Origin of the sequence: Chitinophaga sp. Hz27 (assembly GCF_042263525.1) — a bacterium.
Lineage (GTDB): Bacteria > Bacteroidota > Bacteroidia > Chitinophagales > Chitinophagaceae > Chitinophaga.
In genome coordinates, this window is record NZ_JBHKFJ010000003.1 from 585,679 (window position 1) to 604,342 (window position 18,664).

Sequence of the window (18,664 nt, forward strand, 5' to 3'; positions counted from 1 at the left end):
TTTATTTTCTCCCATCATGAAACCTATTTCCAGACTGCTTCTGCTAGTAGCGCTTGTAGCTACCATTTCCAGTTGCGGTAAAAAAAGAGAGGGCAAACCAAGAATTCTTGTATTCACAAAAACTATGGGCTTCCGCCATGCCTCCATACCAGCAGGCATTGCTGCCTTTCAGCAAAAAATAGCTACTGACCTCAACATCAGTGTTGATACCACTGAAGATGCTTCTAAGTTCAATGAAGATACATTGGCGCAATACGCTGCTGTCGTATTCCTGAATACTACCGGCGATGTACTGGACAATTATCAGGAAGCTGATTTTGAAAGATACATACAGGCAGGCGGCGGCTTTGTAGGTGTACACGCCGGCACTGACACTGAATATGAATGGGGTTGGTACAATCACCTGGTAGGCGCGCAATTCGCCAACCACCCTGAAGGCGTACATGAAGCCAAACTGGATGTTGCAAACCAAAAATTCTTCGATCCGTTCAAAATGCCGCCATCATTCAATCATATCGATGAATGGTACAATTTTAAAAACTATGATACCACCGTTAAAGTACTCATCAAACTGGATGAAACTACCTATAAAGGTGGAACCATGAACAACAATCATCCTATCGCCTGGTACCACGACTACGATGGTGGTCGCGCATTCTATACAGGTATGGGACATACAGAGGAATCTTACAAAGAAGAGAATTTCCTTAACCAACTGAAAGCAGGTGTGAAATATGCCATCGGCGAAAACCAGCTACTGGACTATAGCAAAGCCACTACACAGCGCGTTCCTGCAGAAGATCGCTTCACTAAAAACGTGCTTACTTCCGGTCAGTTCTTTGAACCAACGGAAATGACTATACTCCCTAACCTGGATATCCTCGTGGCACAACGCCGCGGTGAGTTGATGCTCTATAAACAGGCAGATAAAACACTTACCCAGGTTGGATTCCTCAAAGTATACTTCAAAGCAGAAGTGCCTAATGTAAATGCTGAAGAAGGTTTCCTCGGACTGGCTGCAGATCCTGACTTCAAAACCAATCACTACATCTACATCATGTATTCTCCTGCGGATACATCTGTAAACAGACTTTCCCGTTTCAAATTTGAGAATGATAAACTAGATATGGCTTCTGAAAAAACCATCCTGCAATTCTATTCTCAACGTAACATCTGCTGCCATACCGGCGGCTCTATTGCATTTGGCCCGGATAAACTGCTGTATCTCTCTACTGGCGATAATACCACGCCATTCGATGAGCCTAATCAAAAATATACCACTAAATCATTCGGCCCAACGGACGACAGACCAGGGCATCTGCAATATGATGGTCGTCGCACATCTTCCAATACCAATGACCTGCGTGGTAAAATTCTTCGTATAAAAGTACAGGAAGATGGTAGTTACACTATTCCTGACGGAAACCTCTTCCCTAAGGGAACGCCGAAGACTAAACCAGAGATTTTTGCGATGGGCACTCGTAATCCATATCGTATTTCTGTAGACCAGAAAACAGGTTATGTGTATTGGGGAGAAGTAGGCCCGGATGCCAATGAAGATGATTCATTGCGTGGCCCTCGTGGCTATGATGAAGTAAACCAGGCGAAGAAAGCCGGTTACTATGGTTATCCAATGTTCATTGCCAATAACAAGCCTTATCGTGAGTTTGATTATGAAACCGGTAAGAGTGGCAACTGGTACGATCCTAAGAAGCCTGTAAATACTTCCAGGAATAATACTGGCCTGACAGAATTACCTCCTCCCGTTCCTGCAATGATCTGGTATCCTTACGGCAAATCAGCAGAATTCCCGCTGGTAGGCTCTGGTGGCCGTAATGCAGAAGCAGGCCCTGTTTACCATTCTGAATACTATCCAAAAGAAACACGTTTTCCGGATTATTATAATGATAAATTGTTTATCTACGATTGGATCCGTGGTTGGATCATGGCAGTAACGCTGGACAAAGATTATAACTATTCCAAAATGGAACGCTTCATGCCTCACCTGAAGCTGAATGCGCCTATCGATATGGAAATGGGTCCTGATGGTCGTTTATATGTACTGGAATATGGTAATGGCTGGTTTAGTAAAAATGCGGATGCAGGATTATCACGTATTGATTTCAATGGTGGCAATCGCGCTCCTGTAGCAGATTTGGAAGTAGACAAATTGAATGGCAGCCTGCCATTTACCGTGAAGCTTTCTGCTAAAGGCAGTAAAGATCCTGATGGAGATAAACTGACCTACCTCTGGTATTTTGGTAATGGCAATAAGAAAGAAACTACCGAACCTACTATCGACTATACTTATACCACAGCAGGTGAATATAGTGTAGCCGTTGAGGTTATAGATGCCAATGGTGCCAAAACACGTAGCCGTGAAATTCCGGTATACGCCGGTAATGAGGCACCTGTTGTAAAAATTGATATTACAGGTAATAAGATGTTCTATTTCCCTGGTAAGGCGGTTAAATACGCAGTATCTGTAACAGACCATGAGGATGCGCCTAAAGGAGGCGTAATCACAGATCTGACAGACCTCTTCGTGAAAGCGGATTATATCCAGGGCAACGACAAAGCCGCTGCACCGCAAGGCCACCAGGTTATTACTGGCGCTATCGCCGGTAAAAATATCATGGAAATATCTGACTGTAAAACTTGTCATAAAACTGATGAAAAGTCAATCGGGCCGTCCTTTAAACAGGTGGCAGACAAATACAAATCAGATCCTTCAGCACCAGAAAAACTGGCACACAAAATCATCAGCGGTGGTGGCGGCGTATGGGGCGAAACCGCTATGTCTGCACATCCTGGCTTTTCTATGATTGAAGCTAAGCAACTGGTTGAATACATTTATTCCATCGGTGGTGCTACTGTTAAAGTTCCATCGCTGCCAGCAACGGGCAGCCTGAACCCAAGTCTGAAAGGCGAAATCAAAGATGATGGCGTATTCTATCTGTCTGCATCTTACACAGACAAAGGTGCAGTAGGTATCAAACCGATGACAGGCAGTGCTGTGGCTGAATTACGCAGTCCACGTATTCCTGCTGGTAGCTTCTCTAAATCTGACGGTGCTGCTACTTTCGAAATGAATGGTATGAAATTCCTGGTGCCAGGCACCAACGAAAGTGCCGTCGAATACAAAGATTTAGATCTTACAGATGTAAATGGCATTGATGTAGTATATATGATATTGATGCCTACCCAAGCTGGTTTCACAGTGGATGCTATCGTAGATGGCAATCCGGTAGGCAACACGGTACTCGGCCCCGGAGCAGTACCTAAGGCACCAAATAGTGGCGCTATTAAACTGGCTCCGATAACAGATGGTAAGAAACATACACTCAAACTGATGTTTAAACCATTGGATCCTAAACAAAGCGTTTCTCTTGGTATTACTACGGTAGCACTGAAAGGATAAGCATATTAATCTATCAAAGGCGGCCTCTCCAAGCTTTGGGGAGGCCGCCTTTTTTATGTTTAAAATTTAAGCCGCTTCTCAAGAGATTTGGTGGCGCCAGATTTTTTGAGGAAATTCATAGTAATATTTACCCCATCGGCTGTTATGAACAATTACCTTCTGAAAATAAATGAACTCGCTGAAAGGCTAAAGGGTTTTGAGCCGATTAAGCCCGAATTCAGAGACCGCATTAACAGAAAAGTGCGGCTGGAATTCAACTATAACTCCAATCATATTGAGGGTAATACACTTACTTATGGCGAAACAAAATTATTGCTCATTTTTGATAAGACTACCGGCAACCACGACTTTCGCGAGTATGAAGAGATGAAGGCACATGATGTGGCATTCGAAATAATTCAGGAAATGGCTGATGATAAGGAAAGACCACTTTCTAAATCTGCAATAAGAAATTTACACGAAGTTTTATTGGTTCGACCTTATTGGAGAGATGCTATAACAGCCACCGGTCAGCTCTCCCGCAAGCAAATACAGGTCGGTGTTTACAAAACATCTCCCAATCACGTACAGCTTTCAAATGGAAAAATTTTCCACTATACATCCCCAGACGCCACGCCTGCTGAAATGCAGGATATGGTAGACTGGTACAGAAAAGAGGAGGAAGGCGGAGGCTTACATCCTGTGCAGCTGGCAGCTTTGCTACATTATCGGTTTGTAAGAATGCATCCTTTTGATGATGGAAATGGAAGAATGTCCAGGTTGTTAATGAATTATGTTCTATTAAGACATAATTATCCTCCTGTAATTATTAAATCTGATGACAAAAAGAATTACCTCAATGCATTAAATGATGCCGATATTGGTGATTTAGATGTCTTCATATCATATATAGAAAAACAACTGATATGGAGTTTGGAATTATACATCAAAGCAGCTACAGGTGAAATTCTGGATGAAGATGCAGATCTCAAAAAGGAAATAGAGCTTTGGATGAAAGAAACTTTAGCACAGAAACACCAAACGCTTTACAGGAATACAGTAAATGCTTTTGGAGTATATAGTAATTCCGACATTAAGGGGCTTTTTCAACAATTTGCGGAAGGCTGCAATATTTTTAACAGCCTCTTTAAAAGCAGGGAGACTACTTACATCCTAAATAGTGAATATTTTAAAACCCTTCAGGAACTTGATTCATGTATAAAAGAAAATGATGAATCCAATCAAAACATTGTAAAGGAATCGGAATCGGACGTGATTCATTCAATAGGTATTGTTATTTCACTTGAGGAATATAATTTCAACTCAAGGTCTTCCTTTAATATAGAAGAAGGAATTTTTATAGATTTCCTGCGAATGAACTATGTTATCAGGACAGGGCATGATAAATCTTTTTCATTTGAATATACTCATCATCTAACCAAACAAGACCAGAAAACAATCATAGAAACCTCTATCAGAGAAGTCTTCGAAAGAATAAAGCAGGAATCTATTAAATAAAACTAAAAGGTCACTTCTCCCGAAGTGACCTTTTAGTTTATATCCATTTAATCTTATTTCGTATAGTCCTTCGCTTTAGCTCCCATCACAAACGTCAGCGTACCACCGTTCATGATATCTGCATGTGAAATAGTCAGCTGTTTCCACGGCTTGCCATTCAGTAATACCTGCTGTACATACACGTTTTTATCGCTCTGATTCTTAGCTTCCACCACAAAGGTTTTGCCGTTTTCTAGCTGCAATGTGGCTTTATCCACAGCCGGACTTCCCAGCTCATACTGATCAGAACCCGGACACATCGGATAAAAACCTAAAGAAGAAAATATATACCAGGCACTCATCTGCCCACAGTCATCATTACCACCTAATCCATCAGGACCAGGGTGATACATCTTCTTCAATATCATACGCACTCTGTCCTGCGTTTTCCAAGGCTGGTCCGTATGATTATAAAGATATACTACATGGTGAGAAGGCTCGTTTCCATGAACATAATTTCCGATGATTCCATCTCTGGTAATATCTTCTGTTTCTGCAAAATATTTATCCGGCAACTCCATGGTGAATAAGGAATCCAGATGACGCGCAAATGCTTTTTTGCCCCCCATCATGGTAATCATATCTGCAGGATATTGAGGAACGTATAAACTATAGTTCCATGCATTCCCTTCAATGAAGCCCTGGTCATGTGTTTGCAGAGGATCAAAATCCTGCTTGAAGTTACCATCGCTTAATCGAGGACGCATAAAACCAGTGCTTCGATCGTAAACATTTTTATAGTTCAAAGACCGTTTGATGAATTCATCGTAGATTTCTTGCCGCCCTAATTTTTTAGCCACCTGCGCTATGCACCAGTCGTCGTAAGCATACTCCAGCACTTTAGATACAGAAGAACCTTCCTTATCCTCAGGGATATAACCTTTGTCGATGTAATAACCCAGCCCATCGTAAGAACGATGTCTGGCGGTGGTTATGCAAGCGTCCAGGGCTTTGTTGGCATCAAAAGGCGCATTCCCTTTCATGATAGCATCTGCAATAACGGAAACACTATGATAACCGATCATACACCAGTTTTCATTTGCATAATGTGCCCAGATTGGCAACATATGTTGTGCACTTTGCTCATAATGTGACAGCATGGAACGCACCATATCCGCATTGCGCGAAGGTTGTATCACATTAAAGAAAGGATGCAAAGCCCTATAGGTATCCCACAAGGAAAATGTTGTATAATTCGTATATCCGTTTGTGTTATAAACATTCATATCCAATCCACGATAGTTTCCATCTACATCCATATAAGTGGTAGGATTGATAAACGCATGATACATGGCAGTATAGAAGTTTTCTTTTTCTTCTTTACTGGAAGATTCGATATGTATTTTATTTAATTCTTTTGTCCAGAGAGATGCTGCGGAATTTCTTACAGTGGAGAAGTCCCACCCTGGTGCTTCTGCGGCCAAATTCTTCAATGCGCCAGCAGTGCTTACCGGAGAAAGTGCCACTTTTAATTCTACATTATCGCCAGGTTTTACATCAAAGTCGAAATAAGCGCGGATCTGCTTTCCGGCCATTTCAGGAAAATTCTTTGTCTGATCAAACTTACGCCAGAAGCCACGATACACATCATTGGCATAATTACGCTGACCATATGTTTTAAATGGTTTGGAGAAGGCAATAGCAAAATACACCGTTCTCGTACGTGCCCAACCGTTAGTTTGCCTAAAACCAGTTATCAGAGAGTCATTTTCAACACGGATATACGTCCATACATTCTTATTTTCATAATTATAGATGTTGTACATCATATCCAGAATGATATGTGCGGGGCCACCAGCATTGAAAGTATACTTATGAAAACCCACCCGATTGGTAGCTGTCATTTCAGCGGTAACGTCTGGCTCCTGGAGTTTTACTTTATAATAGCCTGGTGCCGACACTTCATCACTGTGTGAAAACGTAGAACGATAGCCGCTTTCAGGATGATCTGCCGTACCTGGATTTAATTGTAATTTGCCGACCGTAGGCATGATCAATATATCTCCAAGATCGGAGTGCCCCGTACCACTGAAATGTGTATGAGAGAAGCCTACAATTGTTTTATCCTCGTACTGATAACCTGCACAATATTTATAAACATCCGGGTTATATTTTCCGTTCATTTCATAGGGAATGGTATCAGTTTCAGGACTGAGTTGCACAGCCCCGAAAGGCACCGTGGCGCCGGGATAGGTATGCCCCATACGTTGCGTACCAGTAATGGGTTTTACGTACTGCAACACATCTTCCTGTGCATAAGTATGCAAGGTGGCAAGCAGAAAAACAGGTAATAGTATTTGCTTCATGGTTGATATTTAAATGGCTTAAAAAAAGACATCCCGAAGAATCGGGATGAAATATTTACAGTGAACAATGAAATAGTTCGTAAATGATATATTCAGTGTTTACTTATTCGCTGTTGAGAAAGAATATGGATAGTCTGCCTGATCAGCACCTCTGCTCTTCTGTGGCTCGCTGCCCATATTGAAGATCAGCTTGCCGCCTTTCTGAAGGTCTGCATGACCAATCCAATTCTTCGTATATTCTTTTCCGTTAAGTTCTGCTTTTTGTACATAGAGATTTTTCTCGCTGTTGTGTGGTGCTTCAATCTCCATCACTTTTCCATCTTCCAGGGTCATAGTGAGTTTGGAGAAGAGCGGCGTACCCAGTACATATTGTGGTGTACCCGGACAAACAGGATAGAAGCCCATAGCGGAAAATACATACCAGGCAGATGTCTGCCCGTTATCTTCATCACCACAATAGCCATCAGGAGTTGCTTTATATAATTTCTCCATTACCTGACGAACCCAGTATTGTGTTTTCCATGGTTGGCCAGCATAGTTATACAGGTAAATCATGTGTTGAATAGGCTGATTGCCATGTGCATATTGTCCCATGTTCATGATCTGCATCTCACGGATTTCGTGAATGGTAGTACCATAGTAGCTATCATCAAATACAGGCGGCATGGTAAATACAGTATCCAGCATTTTTATGAAAGATTCTTTACCACCCATGAGTGTGGATAACGCATTAATATCATGGAATACAGACCAGGTATAATGCCAGGCATTACCTTCTGTAAACGCATCTCCCCATTTAAATGGATTGAAAGGCGTTTGGAATTTACCATCCTGGTTGCGGCCACGCATCAGTTTTGTTTCCGGATCAAATACATTACGGAAGTTCTGTGAACGCTTGGCAAATCGCTCCAGTTCAGCCTTTGGACGATTCAATGCTTTTGCCAGCTGCAGAATAGTGAAGTCGTCGTAAGCATATTCCAATGTACGTGCAGTGTTTTCATTGATCTTAACATCATAAGGAATGTAACCTAATGTGTTATAGTACTTCACACCTTTACGACCTACAGACTCCAGAGGGCCTTCATTTTCTGTGTTTTTCAGGATAGCCTGATAAAGCGTGTTGATATCATATCCGCGAATACCTTTAATATAGGCGTCAGCGATAAGTGAGGCAGAGTTGGAGCCAATCATACAATCGCGGTGACCAGGACTGGCCCATTCAGGGAGCCAGCCGCTTTCTTTGTAGGCATTGGCAAGTCCTTCCATGATATGGCCGCTCAGACTAGGATACATCAGTGTGAAGAAAGGATGTACCGCTCTGAAAGTATCCCAGAAGCCGTTATCAGTAAACATATAACCTGGTAATACTTCGCCGTTGTAAGGACTGTAATGCACTACTTCGTTTTTAGCATTCAGCTCATAAAACTTACGCGGGAAAAGCAGCACGCGATATAGTGAAGAATAAAAGGTACTCACTTGCTCTGGAGTGCCGCCGGAAACCGCGAGTCGGCCCAGTTCCTTATTCCATATTGCTTTGGCCTTGCTCTTGGTTACATCAAAGTTATCATTGCCAATTTCATTTTTCAGGTTCAGTTCTGCCTGATCAAAAGAGATAAAGGAAGATGCGGTCCTGATAGTAACTTTCTCACCTTTTGTTGTTTTAAAACCAACAACAGCGCCAGCATGATTGGATTGTAGTTCTTTTACGTTTGCAACGATAACGCTGTCATTCCAGATGGTGCTGGTCGTAAAAGGTTTATCAAAATAGATGACGAAATAGTTTTTGAAATTCGCTGGTACTCCGCCACTGTTCTTGGTTGTGTAACCAATAATTTTCTTTTCTTCCGGGATGATTTTGATATAGGAGCCCTTATCAAAGGCATCTACCACCAGGAAAGCACTATCAGTAGCAGGATAGGTAAACCTAAGCTGAGCGGCTCTTTCGGTAGGAGTGATTTCTGTGGTCACATCAGCATCTGCCAGGTATACACTATAATAATATGGTTTGGCTGTTTCCGTTTTATGAGAAAACCAGCTGGCTCTTTTATTCTGATCAAACTTCATGGTACCTGTTACCGGCATGATGGCAAACTGGCCATAGTCGTTGATCCATGGAGATGGTTGGTGTGTTTGTTTGAACCCGCGGATTTTATCAGCAGTATACTGATATCCCCAACCATCGCCCATTTTACCTGTTTGGGGCATCCAGAAATTCATTCCCCATGGTAATGCAATGGCAGGGTAGGTGTTACCGTTAGATAAACTAACTTTTGAGTCTGAACCCATTAAAGTGTTTACCCAGTCTGCCGGGTCTGTTACTTTATCAACTGTCTGGCTTCTTACGCCATTCATGACCAATAAAGCTGCTACTAGCAATCCAACTTTTTTCATATTTATTTATCTGTATGGAAAAACTTTAACAAAATCGATTTAGCACAGGTATTTTAAAAAAAGATTCATGGCGAATCTTTACTATCTCTCACTAAGCCTAATAAATAAAAGTATTTATTTTTTTTCAGATGTACCAACAAGTGCTGGTTATTTTTTTTGAGCGGCATCGGGGGCTCAAGCGGAGCCCCTTTCAATCAGTTTACCAGGAAGTGCTACCTGCGCCTGTTTAATGCTGCCCTGCTGCTTGTTCAATTGCTGCATTAGCAGTGTGATGGCCGTTTTAGCGATACCTTCTATTGGCTGCTCGATGACAGTGATACCTGGTGGATACAACCTGAAAATATCATGGTCATCGAAGCAAAGAACGCCCATTTGCTTAGGCATACTGAGTTTCAAGCGCCCGATGGCCTCCAGTCCTAATATCCCCAGATAATTGGTAGCGAAGAAAATAGCGTCCAGATCACGGTTTTCGCGGATGAATTTCTCCAACTGCTGCAGTGATTGTTCACGGCTATCGTGGTAGCTCAGCTCCAGTACTCGTTTTTTACGGAAAGGGATTTCTTGTTTTTTGAGTGCCTGTATGTAGCTACGTTGACGTTCTGCCAACTGTACCAGCGATACATCAACGGTAACATATCCGATTTTTTTGTATCCTTTGCTAAACAGGTGGTTCATGCCCAGCTGCACACCATGGAAATTATCTATCAGCACATAAGGGGCGCGGATATTAGGGAAATAGCTATCCATCAGCACTACTGGCTTATGCATTTGCACCAGTCTGCGTATATCACTCTCCATACCAGGAGCAGGCGTGATCAGGTAGCCATCTACCATCTGCCGGCCCAGCATGCGGATTAGTTCTCCACCTTTTTCTGCATTATTTTCGGTGCTGCAGTACACCACATTGTAACCTAATTTTTCGGCTTCAGACTCAATAGTACGGGCAAGACTGGCAAAGAAGCTACCAGAAATGCTTTCCACGATCAGTCCTAACGTTTTGGACTGACCTGTACGCAGATTCACCGCTACACGATGGGGCTCGTATCCGGATTGATTAACGACACCCATGATTTTTTGGGCTACTTCGTCACGGATCCGCATCTGCTTTGCTTTTCCATTTAATACAAATGATACCGTACTTGGGGCTACGCCAGCCATTCTGGCCACATCCTTGAGCGTAAGTCTCTTCATTTAGGAGATTTTTTTGGACAGTTCGAAACTGAAAACCAGGCAGTTAACATCCAGATTTTCGATTCCCGTAGTTTTCCGGGGGCGGAAATTACGAAAATAGTGGCAGACCATTTTAAAATGCTTACCTTACTGAGATATAAATGTCTGTACGGGATAATATCCATTGGATAATATCGTTATAGTCATCAGTAACGAGAATTGATCACCTGGAGGCAGGTAGCACTGTGGCCAACTTTAACAGATTTTCATGAAGCAACTTCTCCAACTTACCGATCCTGTATATATTAAACCTGATATAGAATCGGCGTCAGATAAATTTTTCAAGCGTTTTATCCGTGACGAGCGTGATCTTCCGTTTGTATACCTTACTTTGAAAATTACCTTCACACTGTGGCCGTTAGCCATACTGTTATACATTCCAAATGTGAATAACTGGGTGTGGTGGGTTGCTGCTATTGCATATCAATACCTGAATAATGTTGTGTTCAAAGGCCCGTTTGGCTTGATGTTGCACTGCACCAGTCACCGCGTTTTCTTCGAAAGGAAATTCCAGTTCATGAACCATTATTTGCCATGGGTCATCGGTCCTTTATTCGGACAAACACCGGAAACCTATTACAGTCACCATATCGGGATGCACCATCCCGAAAACAATATGCCGGAAGACGAAAGTTCTACCATGTCGTACCAACGCGATTCATTCCGTGGTTTTATGCACTATCTGGGCAGTTTCTTCTTTGCGGGCGTATATCATCTGTGCACCTATTTTGTAAGGAAGAAGAGAAAACGCTTGCTGATGCGTTCTGTAAGAGGTGAGCTCTTTTTTATTGCCGCTTGCGTTGGACTCTCTTTCATTAACTTTCCGGCAACATTTGTGGTGTTTATATTGCCTTTTATTATTTCCAGGATTATTATGATGGTGGGTAATTGGGCGCAACACGCCTTTATTAGCGCCGAGGATCCGGACAATGCCTACAAAAACAGTATTACCTGTATCAATACCAAATACAATCACAAATGCTGGAACGACGGTTATCATATCAGTCATCACGACAAGCCCAATATGCACTGGACAGACCATCCGGTATATTTCAAAAAGACGCTTGACCAGTATATTACCAATGAGGCGATTGTTTTTGATGGGATACATTTTTTACATGTATGGCTTTGGCTGATGCGTAAGCGTTATGACTTGCTGGCACGTCATTTTGTGAATATTGGAAATAAATTCAATACGGATGAAGAAATTGCGGCTTTCCTGAAGGGGCGTACGGGTAGGATCACCGTGGTTCAGGAGCCTGTGTTGGTGGCGGCCTGATAGATCAAGAACCTATAAATTAAGAAATAAATACTTTTATTAGCCGGGGCAGGGGACTCAAATCCTTTGCCCCAGTTGATTTTTAGGGGTTTACTGAGATATTATATCAGAATATCTTAATGATTATGATTATTCATAACAATAAGTGACTAAATTTGCGCTCTAACTTTTTTTATATAAAGTAAAAAATATGCGTACTGTTACACTGAAAAGGGTTGTGATCACCGGCTTGGGGGCATTAACACCTATCGGGAATGATGTAAATACTTTTTGGAGCAACTTAAAAGCGGGCGTTAGTGGCGCCGGTCCTATCACAAAATTTGACACTACAGAGTTCAAAACAAAATTTGCCTGTGAAGTGAAAAATTTTGATGTGGAAAAATACATGGAGAAAAAAGAAGCCCGCAAAATGGACAACTTCACTCAGTACGCTATGGCGGCTGCACAGGAAGCGGTTCTCGATGCAGGCCTCGATAAAGAAGGTATCGATAAAACTAAAGTCGGCGTTATCTGGGCATCCGGAAACGGCGGTATGCTGACGTTCGAAGAACAAATCGTTGAATTTGCCGCAGCTAACTTTGTACCTAAATTCAATCCGTTCTTCATTCCGAAACTGATTTCCGACATCGCTGCCGGCCAGATTGCCATGAAATACGGTTTCATGGGTATCAACTTCTGTACTGTTTCTGCTTGTGCTTCTTCCAGCAGCGCGCTGGTGGATGCATTCAATTATATCCGCCTTGGTAAAGCCAATGCAATTGTTACCGGTGGCTCTGAAGCACCTGTAACACGTGCCGGTATTGCCGGATTTAACGCACTGAAAGCATTATCTACCCGCAACGAAGATCCATCCACCGCTTCACGTCCTTTCGATACTGACCGTGATGGTTTCGTAATGGGCGAAGGTGCTGGCGCTATCATCCTGGAAGAATACGAACATGCTATCGCCAGAGGTGCTACCATCTACGGTGAAATGATCGGCGGCGCAATGACCTGCGATGCCTACCACCTGACTGCTACCCACCCTGAAGGCCTCGGCGCAAGACTGGGTATGGAACAGGCACTGGAAGATGCTGGTATCACAACCGCTGATGTTGATTATATCAACTCTCACACCACCTCTACTCCTGTAGGTGATATCTCCGAACTGAAAGCTATCGTATCTGCATTCGGTGAACACGCTGAAAAAGTAAATATCAGCGCCACCAAATCCATGACTGGTCACCTCCTCGGTGCTGCCGGTGCTATCGAAGCTATCGCTTGTATCAAAGCAACACAGGAAAATATCATACCTCCAACCATCAATACTACCGTATTAGGTGAAGGTATTCCTACAAACCTCAATCTCACCCTCGGTAAAGCACAGGAACGTGAAGTTAACGTTGCTATGAGTAATACCTTCGGCTTTGGTGGTCACAACGCTATCTGCGTTTTCAAAAAATACAAAGCGTAAACCATTACGTCTTTATATAATATTAAAGGCGATGTCTCCCGCAGACATCGCTTTTTTTCATTCACTTCCCCGTGAAAAATCAGCAAAATGAAGGTGAAATCACGGTTTTTAGGCATTTTCCACCTTCTTATATTTGTATCTCAATCTGATACACCTATTAATTACCAACTTTATTCAGGATGATTTCGATTGACATATTGCTACCTGAATCAGATTAACCCAAATTTTATTCGGCCTGCCGCATTTTTCGGCAGGCCCATTTTGTGCCCCTCTTTCTTTGCTCAAAATGACGTAGCTTAGTAGTTTAATTCCTGTCCACCATTCACCTGCTTCTTAAAGATGCTGCTAACCTGGAAACTATAAATTCAAGCAGGGAATGCACTTTGTGGACACCTCGACTATTATGGCAAAGAAAAAAGAGAATGTAACCGCTGCTTTAGCTCCACAGGGACATTCAGATGACCATATCGCCGTATTCGGCGCAAGGGAACACAATCTGAAAAATCTGGACCTGCAGTTGCCAAAGAATAAACTGGTCGTAATAACCGGTATCAGTGGCAGCGGAAAATCATCACTGGCGTTCGATACCATCTACGCTGAAGGTCAACGCCGTTACATGGAAAGCTTCTCCGCATATGCCCGACAGTTCATCGGCGACATGGAAAGACCCAATGTGGACAAAATTACCGGACTTTCACCGGTGATCTCCATTGAACAAAAAACGACCAACAAAAACCCAAGATCCACCGTAGGTACCATCACGGAGATCTATGACTTCCTCCGATTACTGTATGCTCGTATTGGTGTCGCATATTCCTACAATACCAATAAAAGAATGACCAGGTTTTCGGAAGAAGAAATCATTGATCATCTCTTTAAAAATTATAACAAGAAAAAACTGGTTATACTCGCCCCACTCATCCGCGGGCGTAAAGGCCATTACCGCGAACTCTTCGAACAGGTACGCAAACAAGGATATCTCAAAGTCCGTGTAGACGGAGAAATCCTCGACCTGAAAGAAAGAATGCAGGTAGACCGCTACAAAATCCACGACATAGAACTCGTGATCGATCGTATCCAGGTAACAGAAGATGCCCGCACCCGCATCAGTCAAAGCGTTCAGAAAGCGCTGACCATGGGTAAAGGCCTGCTGTTCATCCAGGACCACGACAGCGGAAAGGTAAGCCAGTACAGTAAACAATTGATGTGTGAAGATACCGGAATCTCTTATGAAGAGCCATCTCCCAATACCTTCTCCTTCAACTCCCCTTATGGTGCATGCCCGCGCTGTAAAGGCCTGGGCGCCATCTATCAAATCAGTATGGACGAAGTAATCCCTGATTACAACGTTTCCCTCAATGATGGCGGCCTCAAACCACTCGGCGAATCACGCGATACCTATACCTTCAAACAGGTAGAGAAACTCGCTAAAAAATATAAATTCTCTCTCACCGGCCCTATTTCCGATATCCCACAAAAAGCGCTCAACGTATTGCTTTTCGGCGATGAAAATGGGAAACTGGAAGAAGATGTTGACTTCTCCGCTGCCGCCACAGAAGATGTTACAAAATATTCTGTAGACTTCGAAGGTGTCGTAAATACCGTTCGCCGCTTCTTTAATGATACGGCTTCCGACCATGTACGCACCTGGGCAGAAGGCTTCATGCACCTCAATACCTGTCCGGAATGTAATGGCACCCGACTCAGAAAAGAAAGCCTCTACTTCAAAGTAGATGAGCGCAATATCTCCGAACTCGGCAACATGGACCTGGACAAACTCCAGCAATGGTTTACCAATATCGAAGACAGACTGGAAAATAAACAGAATGTCATCGCAAAAGATATCCTGAAAGAAATCCGTGAACGCCTTGGGTTTCTGCTGAATGTAGGTCTCAGCTACCTGACACTGAATCGTGCCACCAGAACACTTAGTGGTGGCGAATCACAGCGTATCAGGCTAGCCACCCAAATCGGCTCTCAGCTGATGGGCATCACCTATATCCTTGATGAGCCTAGCATTGGCCTCCATCAGCGCGATAATATGCAGCTGATAGATGCACTTCGCAACCTCAAAGACATGGGCAATACCGTGATCGTAGTAGAACATGATAAAGACATCATGTTGCATGCCGATCACCTCGTGGATATTGGTCCTGGCGCAGGTGTACACGGTGGCCGCATCGTGGCAGCCGGCACACCAAAAGAAATACTGAAACTCAATACGCCTACAGCCGGCTATCTCAGTGGCAGAACGGAATCACCAATCCCTGAAAGACGAAAAGGCAATGGCAACTTCCTCGAGCTGAAAGGCGCCACTGGCAACAATCTGAAAAATGTCAACGTAAAATTCCCGCTGGGAACTTTTATCTGCGTTACAGGCGTATCCGGTAGTGGTAAATCAACGCTCATTAATGAAACATTATATCCTATCCTTTCTAAGCATGCGTACGACTCCAAACAAGTACCCATGCCTTACAAAACCATAAAAGGACTGGAAAATATTGATAAAGTAATTGAGATAGATCAATCGCCAATAGGCCGTACCCCTAGAAGCAACCCTGCTACCTATTGCGGATTCTTTACAGATATACGCACCCTGTTTGCACAGGTGCCTGAAGCGAAGATCCGTGGATACAATGCCGGTCGTTTCTCCTTCAACGTGAAAACTGGCCGCTGTGATGTTTGTGAAGGCGGTGGCATGCGTGTGATCGAAATGAACTTCCTCCCGGATGTTTATGTACACTGCGAAAAGTGTAATGGTCGCCGTTATAACCGTGAAACGCTCGAAATCCGCTATAAAGGCAAGTCTATCTCCGATGTTCTGGACATGACCGTAGACGAGGCCGTGGAATTCTTCCAGGCCGTACCTTGGATTCACCGCAAAATCAAAACACTGCAGGATGTAGGCCTGGGGTATATTACCCTCGGACAATCAGCGGTAACGCTATCCGGTGGTGAAGCTCAGCGCGTTAAACTGGCTACAGAACTCTCTAAGAAAGATACCGGCAAAACAATTTATATCCTTGACGAACCTACTACAGGTCTGCATTTCCAAGATATTCAATTGTTGCTGACCGTGCTGAATAAATTGGTAGATAGAGGAAATACCGTGTTGGTAATTGAACATAATCTTGATGTTATCAAGATGTCAGATTACATTGTAGACCTAGGGCCAGAAGGTGGCGCAGGTGGTGGAACTATCCTTTGCACGGGCACACCTGAGCAGGTGAGCACCTGTAAAGACAGCCATACGGCGCGTTTTCTGAAAAAGGAGCTGGGAATTTAATATATTGCCAACGCAAATTTCAGCATGAAGAACATTTTTAGACTTTTTATTGCCGGCGCGTTACTATTCGGATTCATCGCCTGTGAAGACGAGACCAAAGTTTGCGACCAAACGATGCAAGCCACTGTGCACGTAGCTTTCATGAGGGATAGTCTTGGCTTTGTATGGGACACCACTTTCAGAGCAGTGACCACACTGGCACTGAACAGGGATACGCTGCTTAAAAATTCAGCCACCAACAACGCATACTTTAATCTGTCGCCGGCAGCTGACACCAGTAAGTTTTACCTGCGTGCAGATTCCTTATTACAGGCAGATACTGTAACCTTCATCTATACACGTCAGCCTAAGTTCATATCCGCAGGATGTGGCTTTGGCACGATCTATAATCTGGATACGGTATTCGCCACACGACATTTAATAGACTCAGTACAAATTCTTCAAAAGTCAGTAACCAATAGCAATGACACGCACGTTAATCTTTTCTATTTTAATGAGTAGCTGCCTTTGCAGCATGGGGCTTATGGCACAACAAAAGCCAGTAACTCCTCCTGCAAAGTCAACAGATACCACGCATGTCAGCACTATTAAAGCAGTGGTGTTACCGCCTAAAGACAGCTCCTGGCTCATTCCAGGAGGGCTGCGTGTAGGCGTTGACCTTGGCCGTATTGTGAATAACATCTACTATCCTTACCGCCAGGAATATACTGTGGTTGCCGATCTTCGTCTGAATACCCGCTGGTACATAGCCCTGGAAGGCGGTTACGGTAATACACCGCATACCGATACCAACTACACTTACAAAGGAAATGGCATGTACGCCACCGTAGGGTTTGACTATAATTTCCTGAAAAGGCAATTCCCCAAAGAAGGCAATATGTTCTTTGGTGGCCTGCGTTACGGGTTTTCACATTTTAATTACCAAGTTCCCAGTTATACCATACACGCGCCTTACTGGGGAGATCAGCTAAGTGGTAGTTTTCCTAAAACCAATGCCAACGCCCATTGGGTGGAGCTGGTAATAGGGTTGAAAACAGAAGTACTGAAAAACTTATACCTGGGTTGGAATCTCAGAGAAAGAATTCTTTTAAATACGGTAAAAACCGACAACTTCACGCCGCTGGCAATTCCAGGATTCGGTAGTGGTGATAAACGCGCAGTATTGGATATGCAATACACGATTTCATATGTGATCCCATTCTACAAGATCAGGGAACATTATCATCCACCAGTAGAAAAGAAGAAAATACCTAAAAAATAACAAAAGGGTCTCTACTAAGTAGAGACCCTTTTTATTTTACTTCAGCATTTCCACATGCGGAATATTATCTTCTAAATACATTTCGCTGACGGTCTTAAAACCCAGGCTGCCATAGAATTTCTCCAAGTACTGCTGCGCCCCGATCCTGATTGGTTGCATTCCGAAATGCTCATACACCTGCCGGATAGATTCTTCCATCAACGCTCTTCCAGTACCCTTTCCGCGCGCAAAAGAAGCAGTAATTACCCGCCCGATAGAGGCTTCCGTAAACTTGATGCCCTTATCAAATAAGCGTGTATATGCCGCCAGGCGGCCTTGTTCATCATACCCCATCAGGTGCAATGCCTTCTGGTCAGAATAATCCATATCCTGGTAAGGACAGTTCTGTTCCACTACAAAGATTTCACTGCGCAAATGCAATATGGCATAGAGTTCTGTAGTATTTAGTTCATCGAATTTCTTTATCTCCCAACGCATATACCTATTTTTCTACTAAAATAA

11 protein-coding genes are annotated in these 18,664 nt (G+C 43.3%); 7 read left to right on the plus strand and 4 right to left on the minus strand.

Annotation, left to right across the window (positions count from 1 at the left end):
• Nucleotides 1-16 precede the first annotated feature (16 nt).
• A complete protein-coding gene (locus ACE38W_RS09230; RefSeq protein WP_375830274.1) occupies nt 17-3,421 on the plus strand; it encodes a ThuA domain-containing protein in 3,405 nt (1,134 codons plus the stop codon).
• Between the two features lie 144 nt (nt 3,422-3,565).
• Nucleotides 3,566-4,918, plus strand: a complete 1,353-nt coding sequence (locus ACE38W_RS09235; RefSeq protein WP_375830275.1) for a Fic family protein — start codon at nt 3,566-3,568, stop codon at nt 4,916-4,918.
• Nucleotides 4,919-4,971: 53 nt separating this feature from the next.
• Here the strand turns inward: ACE38W_RS09235 and ACE38W_RS09240 are convergent, their stop codons facing one another.
• The 3 genes from ACE38W_RS09240 to ACE38W_RS09250 all read right to left on the minus strand — a co-directional run bounded on the left by ACE38W_RS09240 (nt 4,972) and on the right by ACE38W_RS09250 (nt 10,845).
• Complete coding sequence (locus tag ACE38W_RS09240; RefSeq protein WP_375830277.1) at nt 4,972-7,263, minus strand: GH92 family glycosyl hydrolase; 2,292 nt, start codon at nt 7,261-7,263, stop codon at nt 4,972-4,974.
• 99 nt (nt 7,264-7,362) lie between these two features.
• Complete coding sequence (locus ACE38W_RS09245) at nt 7,363-9,654, minus strand: GH92 family glycosyl hydrolase (RefSeq protein WP_375830278.1); 2,292 nt, start codon at nt 9,652-9,654, stop codon at nt 7,363-7,365.
• A 174-nt stretch (nt 9,655-9,828) separates the two neighbouring features.
• Nucleotides 9,829-10,845 carry a LacI family DNA-binding transcriptional regulator gene (locus tag ACE38W_RS09250; RefSeq protein ID WP_375830280.1) on the minus strand — a complete coding sequence of 339 codons (1,017 nt, stop codon included), beginning with the start codon at nt 10,843-10,845 and terminating at the stop codon, nt 9,829-9,831.
• A 247-nt stretch (nt 10,846-11,092) separates the two neighbouring features.
• Between ACE38W_RS09250 and ACE38W_RS09255 the strand changes: the two genes are divergently transcribed.
• The 5 genes from ACE38W_RS09255 (at nt 11,093) to ACE38W_RS09275 (ending at nt 18,163) form a co-directional block, all read left to right on the plus strand.
• Entirely contained in the window at nt 11,093-12,163 is a 1,071-nt protein-coding gene (locus tag ACE38W_RS09255; protein ID WP_375830281.1) for a fatty acid desaturase family protein, read from the plus strand.
• 190 nt (nt 12,164-12,353) lie between these two features.
• Complete coding sequence (gene fabF / locus ACE38W_RS09260) at nt 12,354-13,616, plus strand: beta-ketoacyl-ACP synthase II (protein WP_375830283.1); 1,263 nt, start codon at nt 12,354-12,356, stop codon at nt 13,614-13,616.
• Nucleotides 13,617-14,019: 403 nt separating this feature from the next.
• Nucleotides 14,020-16,902, plus strand: a complete 2,883-nt coding sequence (gene uvrA, locus ACE38W_RS09265; RefSeq protein WP_375830285.1) for an excinuclease ABC subunit UvrA — start codon at nt 14,020-14,022, stop codon at nt 16,900-16,902.
• A gap of 24 nt (nt 16,903-16,926) precedes the next feature.
• Entirely contained in the window at nt 16,927-17,403 is a 477-nt protein-coding gene (locus tag ACE38W_RS09270) for a DUF6452 family protein (protein WP_375830287.1), read from the plus strand.
• Nucleotides 17,366-18,163, plus strand: a complete 798-nt coding sequence (locus ACE38W_RS09275) for a DUF6048 family protein (RefSeq protein WP_375830289.1) — start codon at nt 17,366-17,368, stop codon at nt 18,161-18,163. The genes ACE38W_RS09270 and ACE38W_RS09275 overlap by 38 nt, the downstream gene beginning before the upstream one ends.
• A gap of 36 nt (nt 18,164-18,199) precedes the next feature.
• Here ACE38W_RS09275 and ACE38W_RS09280 read toward each other — a convergent pair whose 3' ends face one another.
• Entirely contained in the window at nt 18,200-18,640 is a 441-nt protein-coding gene (locus tag ACE38W_RS09280; RefSeq protein WP_375830291.1) for a GNAT family N-acetyltransferase, read from the minus strand.
• Between the last annotated feature and the right edge of the window lie 24 nt (nt 18,641-18,664).

Bases quoted from the DNA above. Each gene is read 5' to 3' on its own strand.
- ACE38W_RS09250 (WP_375830280.1), bottom strand. From the start codon at position 10,845: ATGAAGAGACTTACGCTCAAGGATGTGGCCAGAATGGCTGGCGTAGCC.
- uvrA (WP_375830285.1), top strand. From the start codon at position 14,020: ATGGCAAAGAAAAAAGAGAATGTAACCGCTGCTTTAGCTCCACAGGGA.
- ACE38W_RS09235 (WP_375830275.1), top strand. From the start codon at position 3,566: ATGAACAATTACCTTCTGAAAATAAATGAACTCGCTGAAAGGCTAAAG.
- ACE38W_RS09230 (WP_375830274.1), top strand. From the start codon at position 17: ATGAAACCTATTTCCAGACTGCTTCTGCTAGTAGCGCTTGTAGCTACC.
- ACE38W_RS09270 (WP_375830287.1), top strand. From the start codon at position 16,927: ATGAAGAACATTTTTAGACTTTTTATTGCCGGCGCGTTACTATTCGGA.
- ACE38W_RS09255 (WP_375830281.1), top strand. From the start codon at position 11,093: ATGAAGCAACTTCTCCAACTTACCGATCCTGTATATATTAAACCTGAT.
- ACE38W_RS09275 (WP_375830289.1), top strand. From the start codon at position 17,366: ATGACACGCACGTTAATCTTTTCTATTTTAATGAGTAGCTGCCTTTGC.
- ACE38W_RS09240 (WP_375830277.1), bottom strand. From the start codon at position 7,263: ATGAAGCAAATACTATTACCTGTTTTTCTGCTTGCCACCTTGCATACT.
- ACE38W_RS09245 (WP_375830278.1), bottom strand. From the start codon at position 9,654: ATGAAAAAAGTTGGATTGCTAGTAGCAGCTTTATTGGTCATGAATGGC.
- ACE38W_RS09280 (WP_375830291.1), bottom strand. From the start codon at position 18,640: ATGCGTTGGGAGATAAAGAAATTCGATGAACTAAATACTACAGAACTC.
- fabF (WP_375830283.1), top strand. From the start codon at position 12,354: ATGCGTACTGTTACACTGAAAAGGGTTGTGATCACCGGCTTGGGGGCA.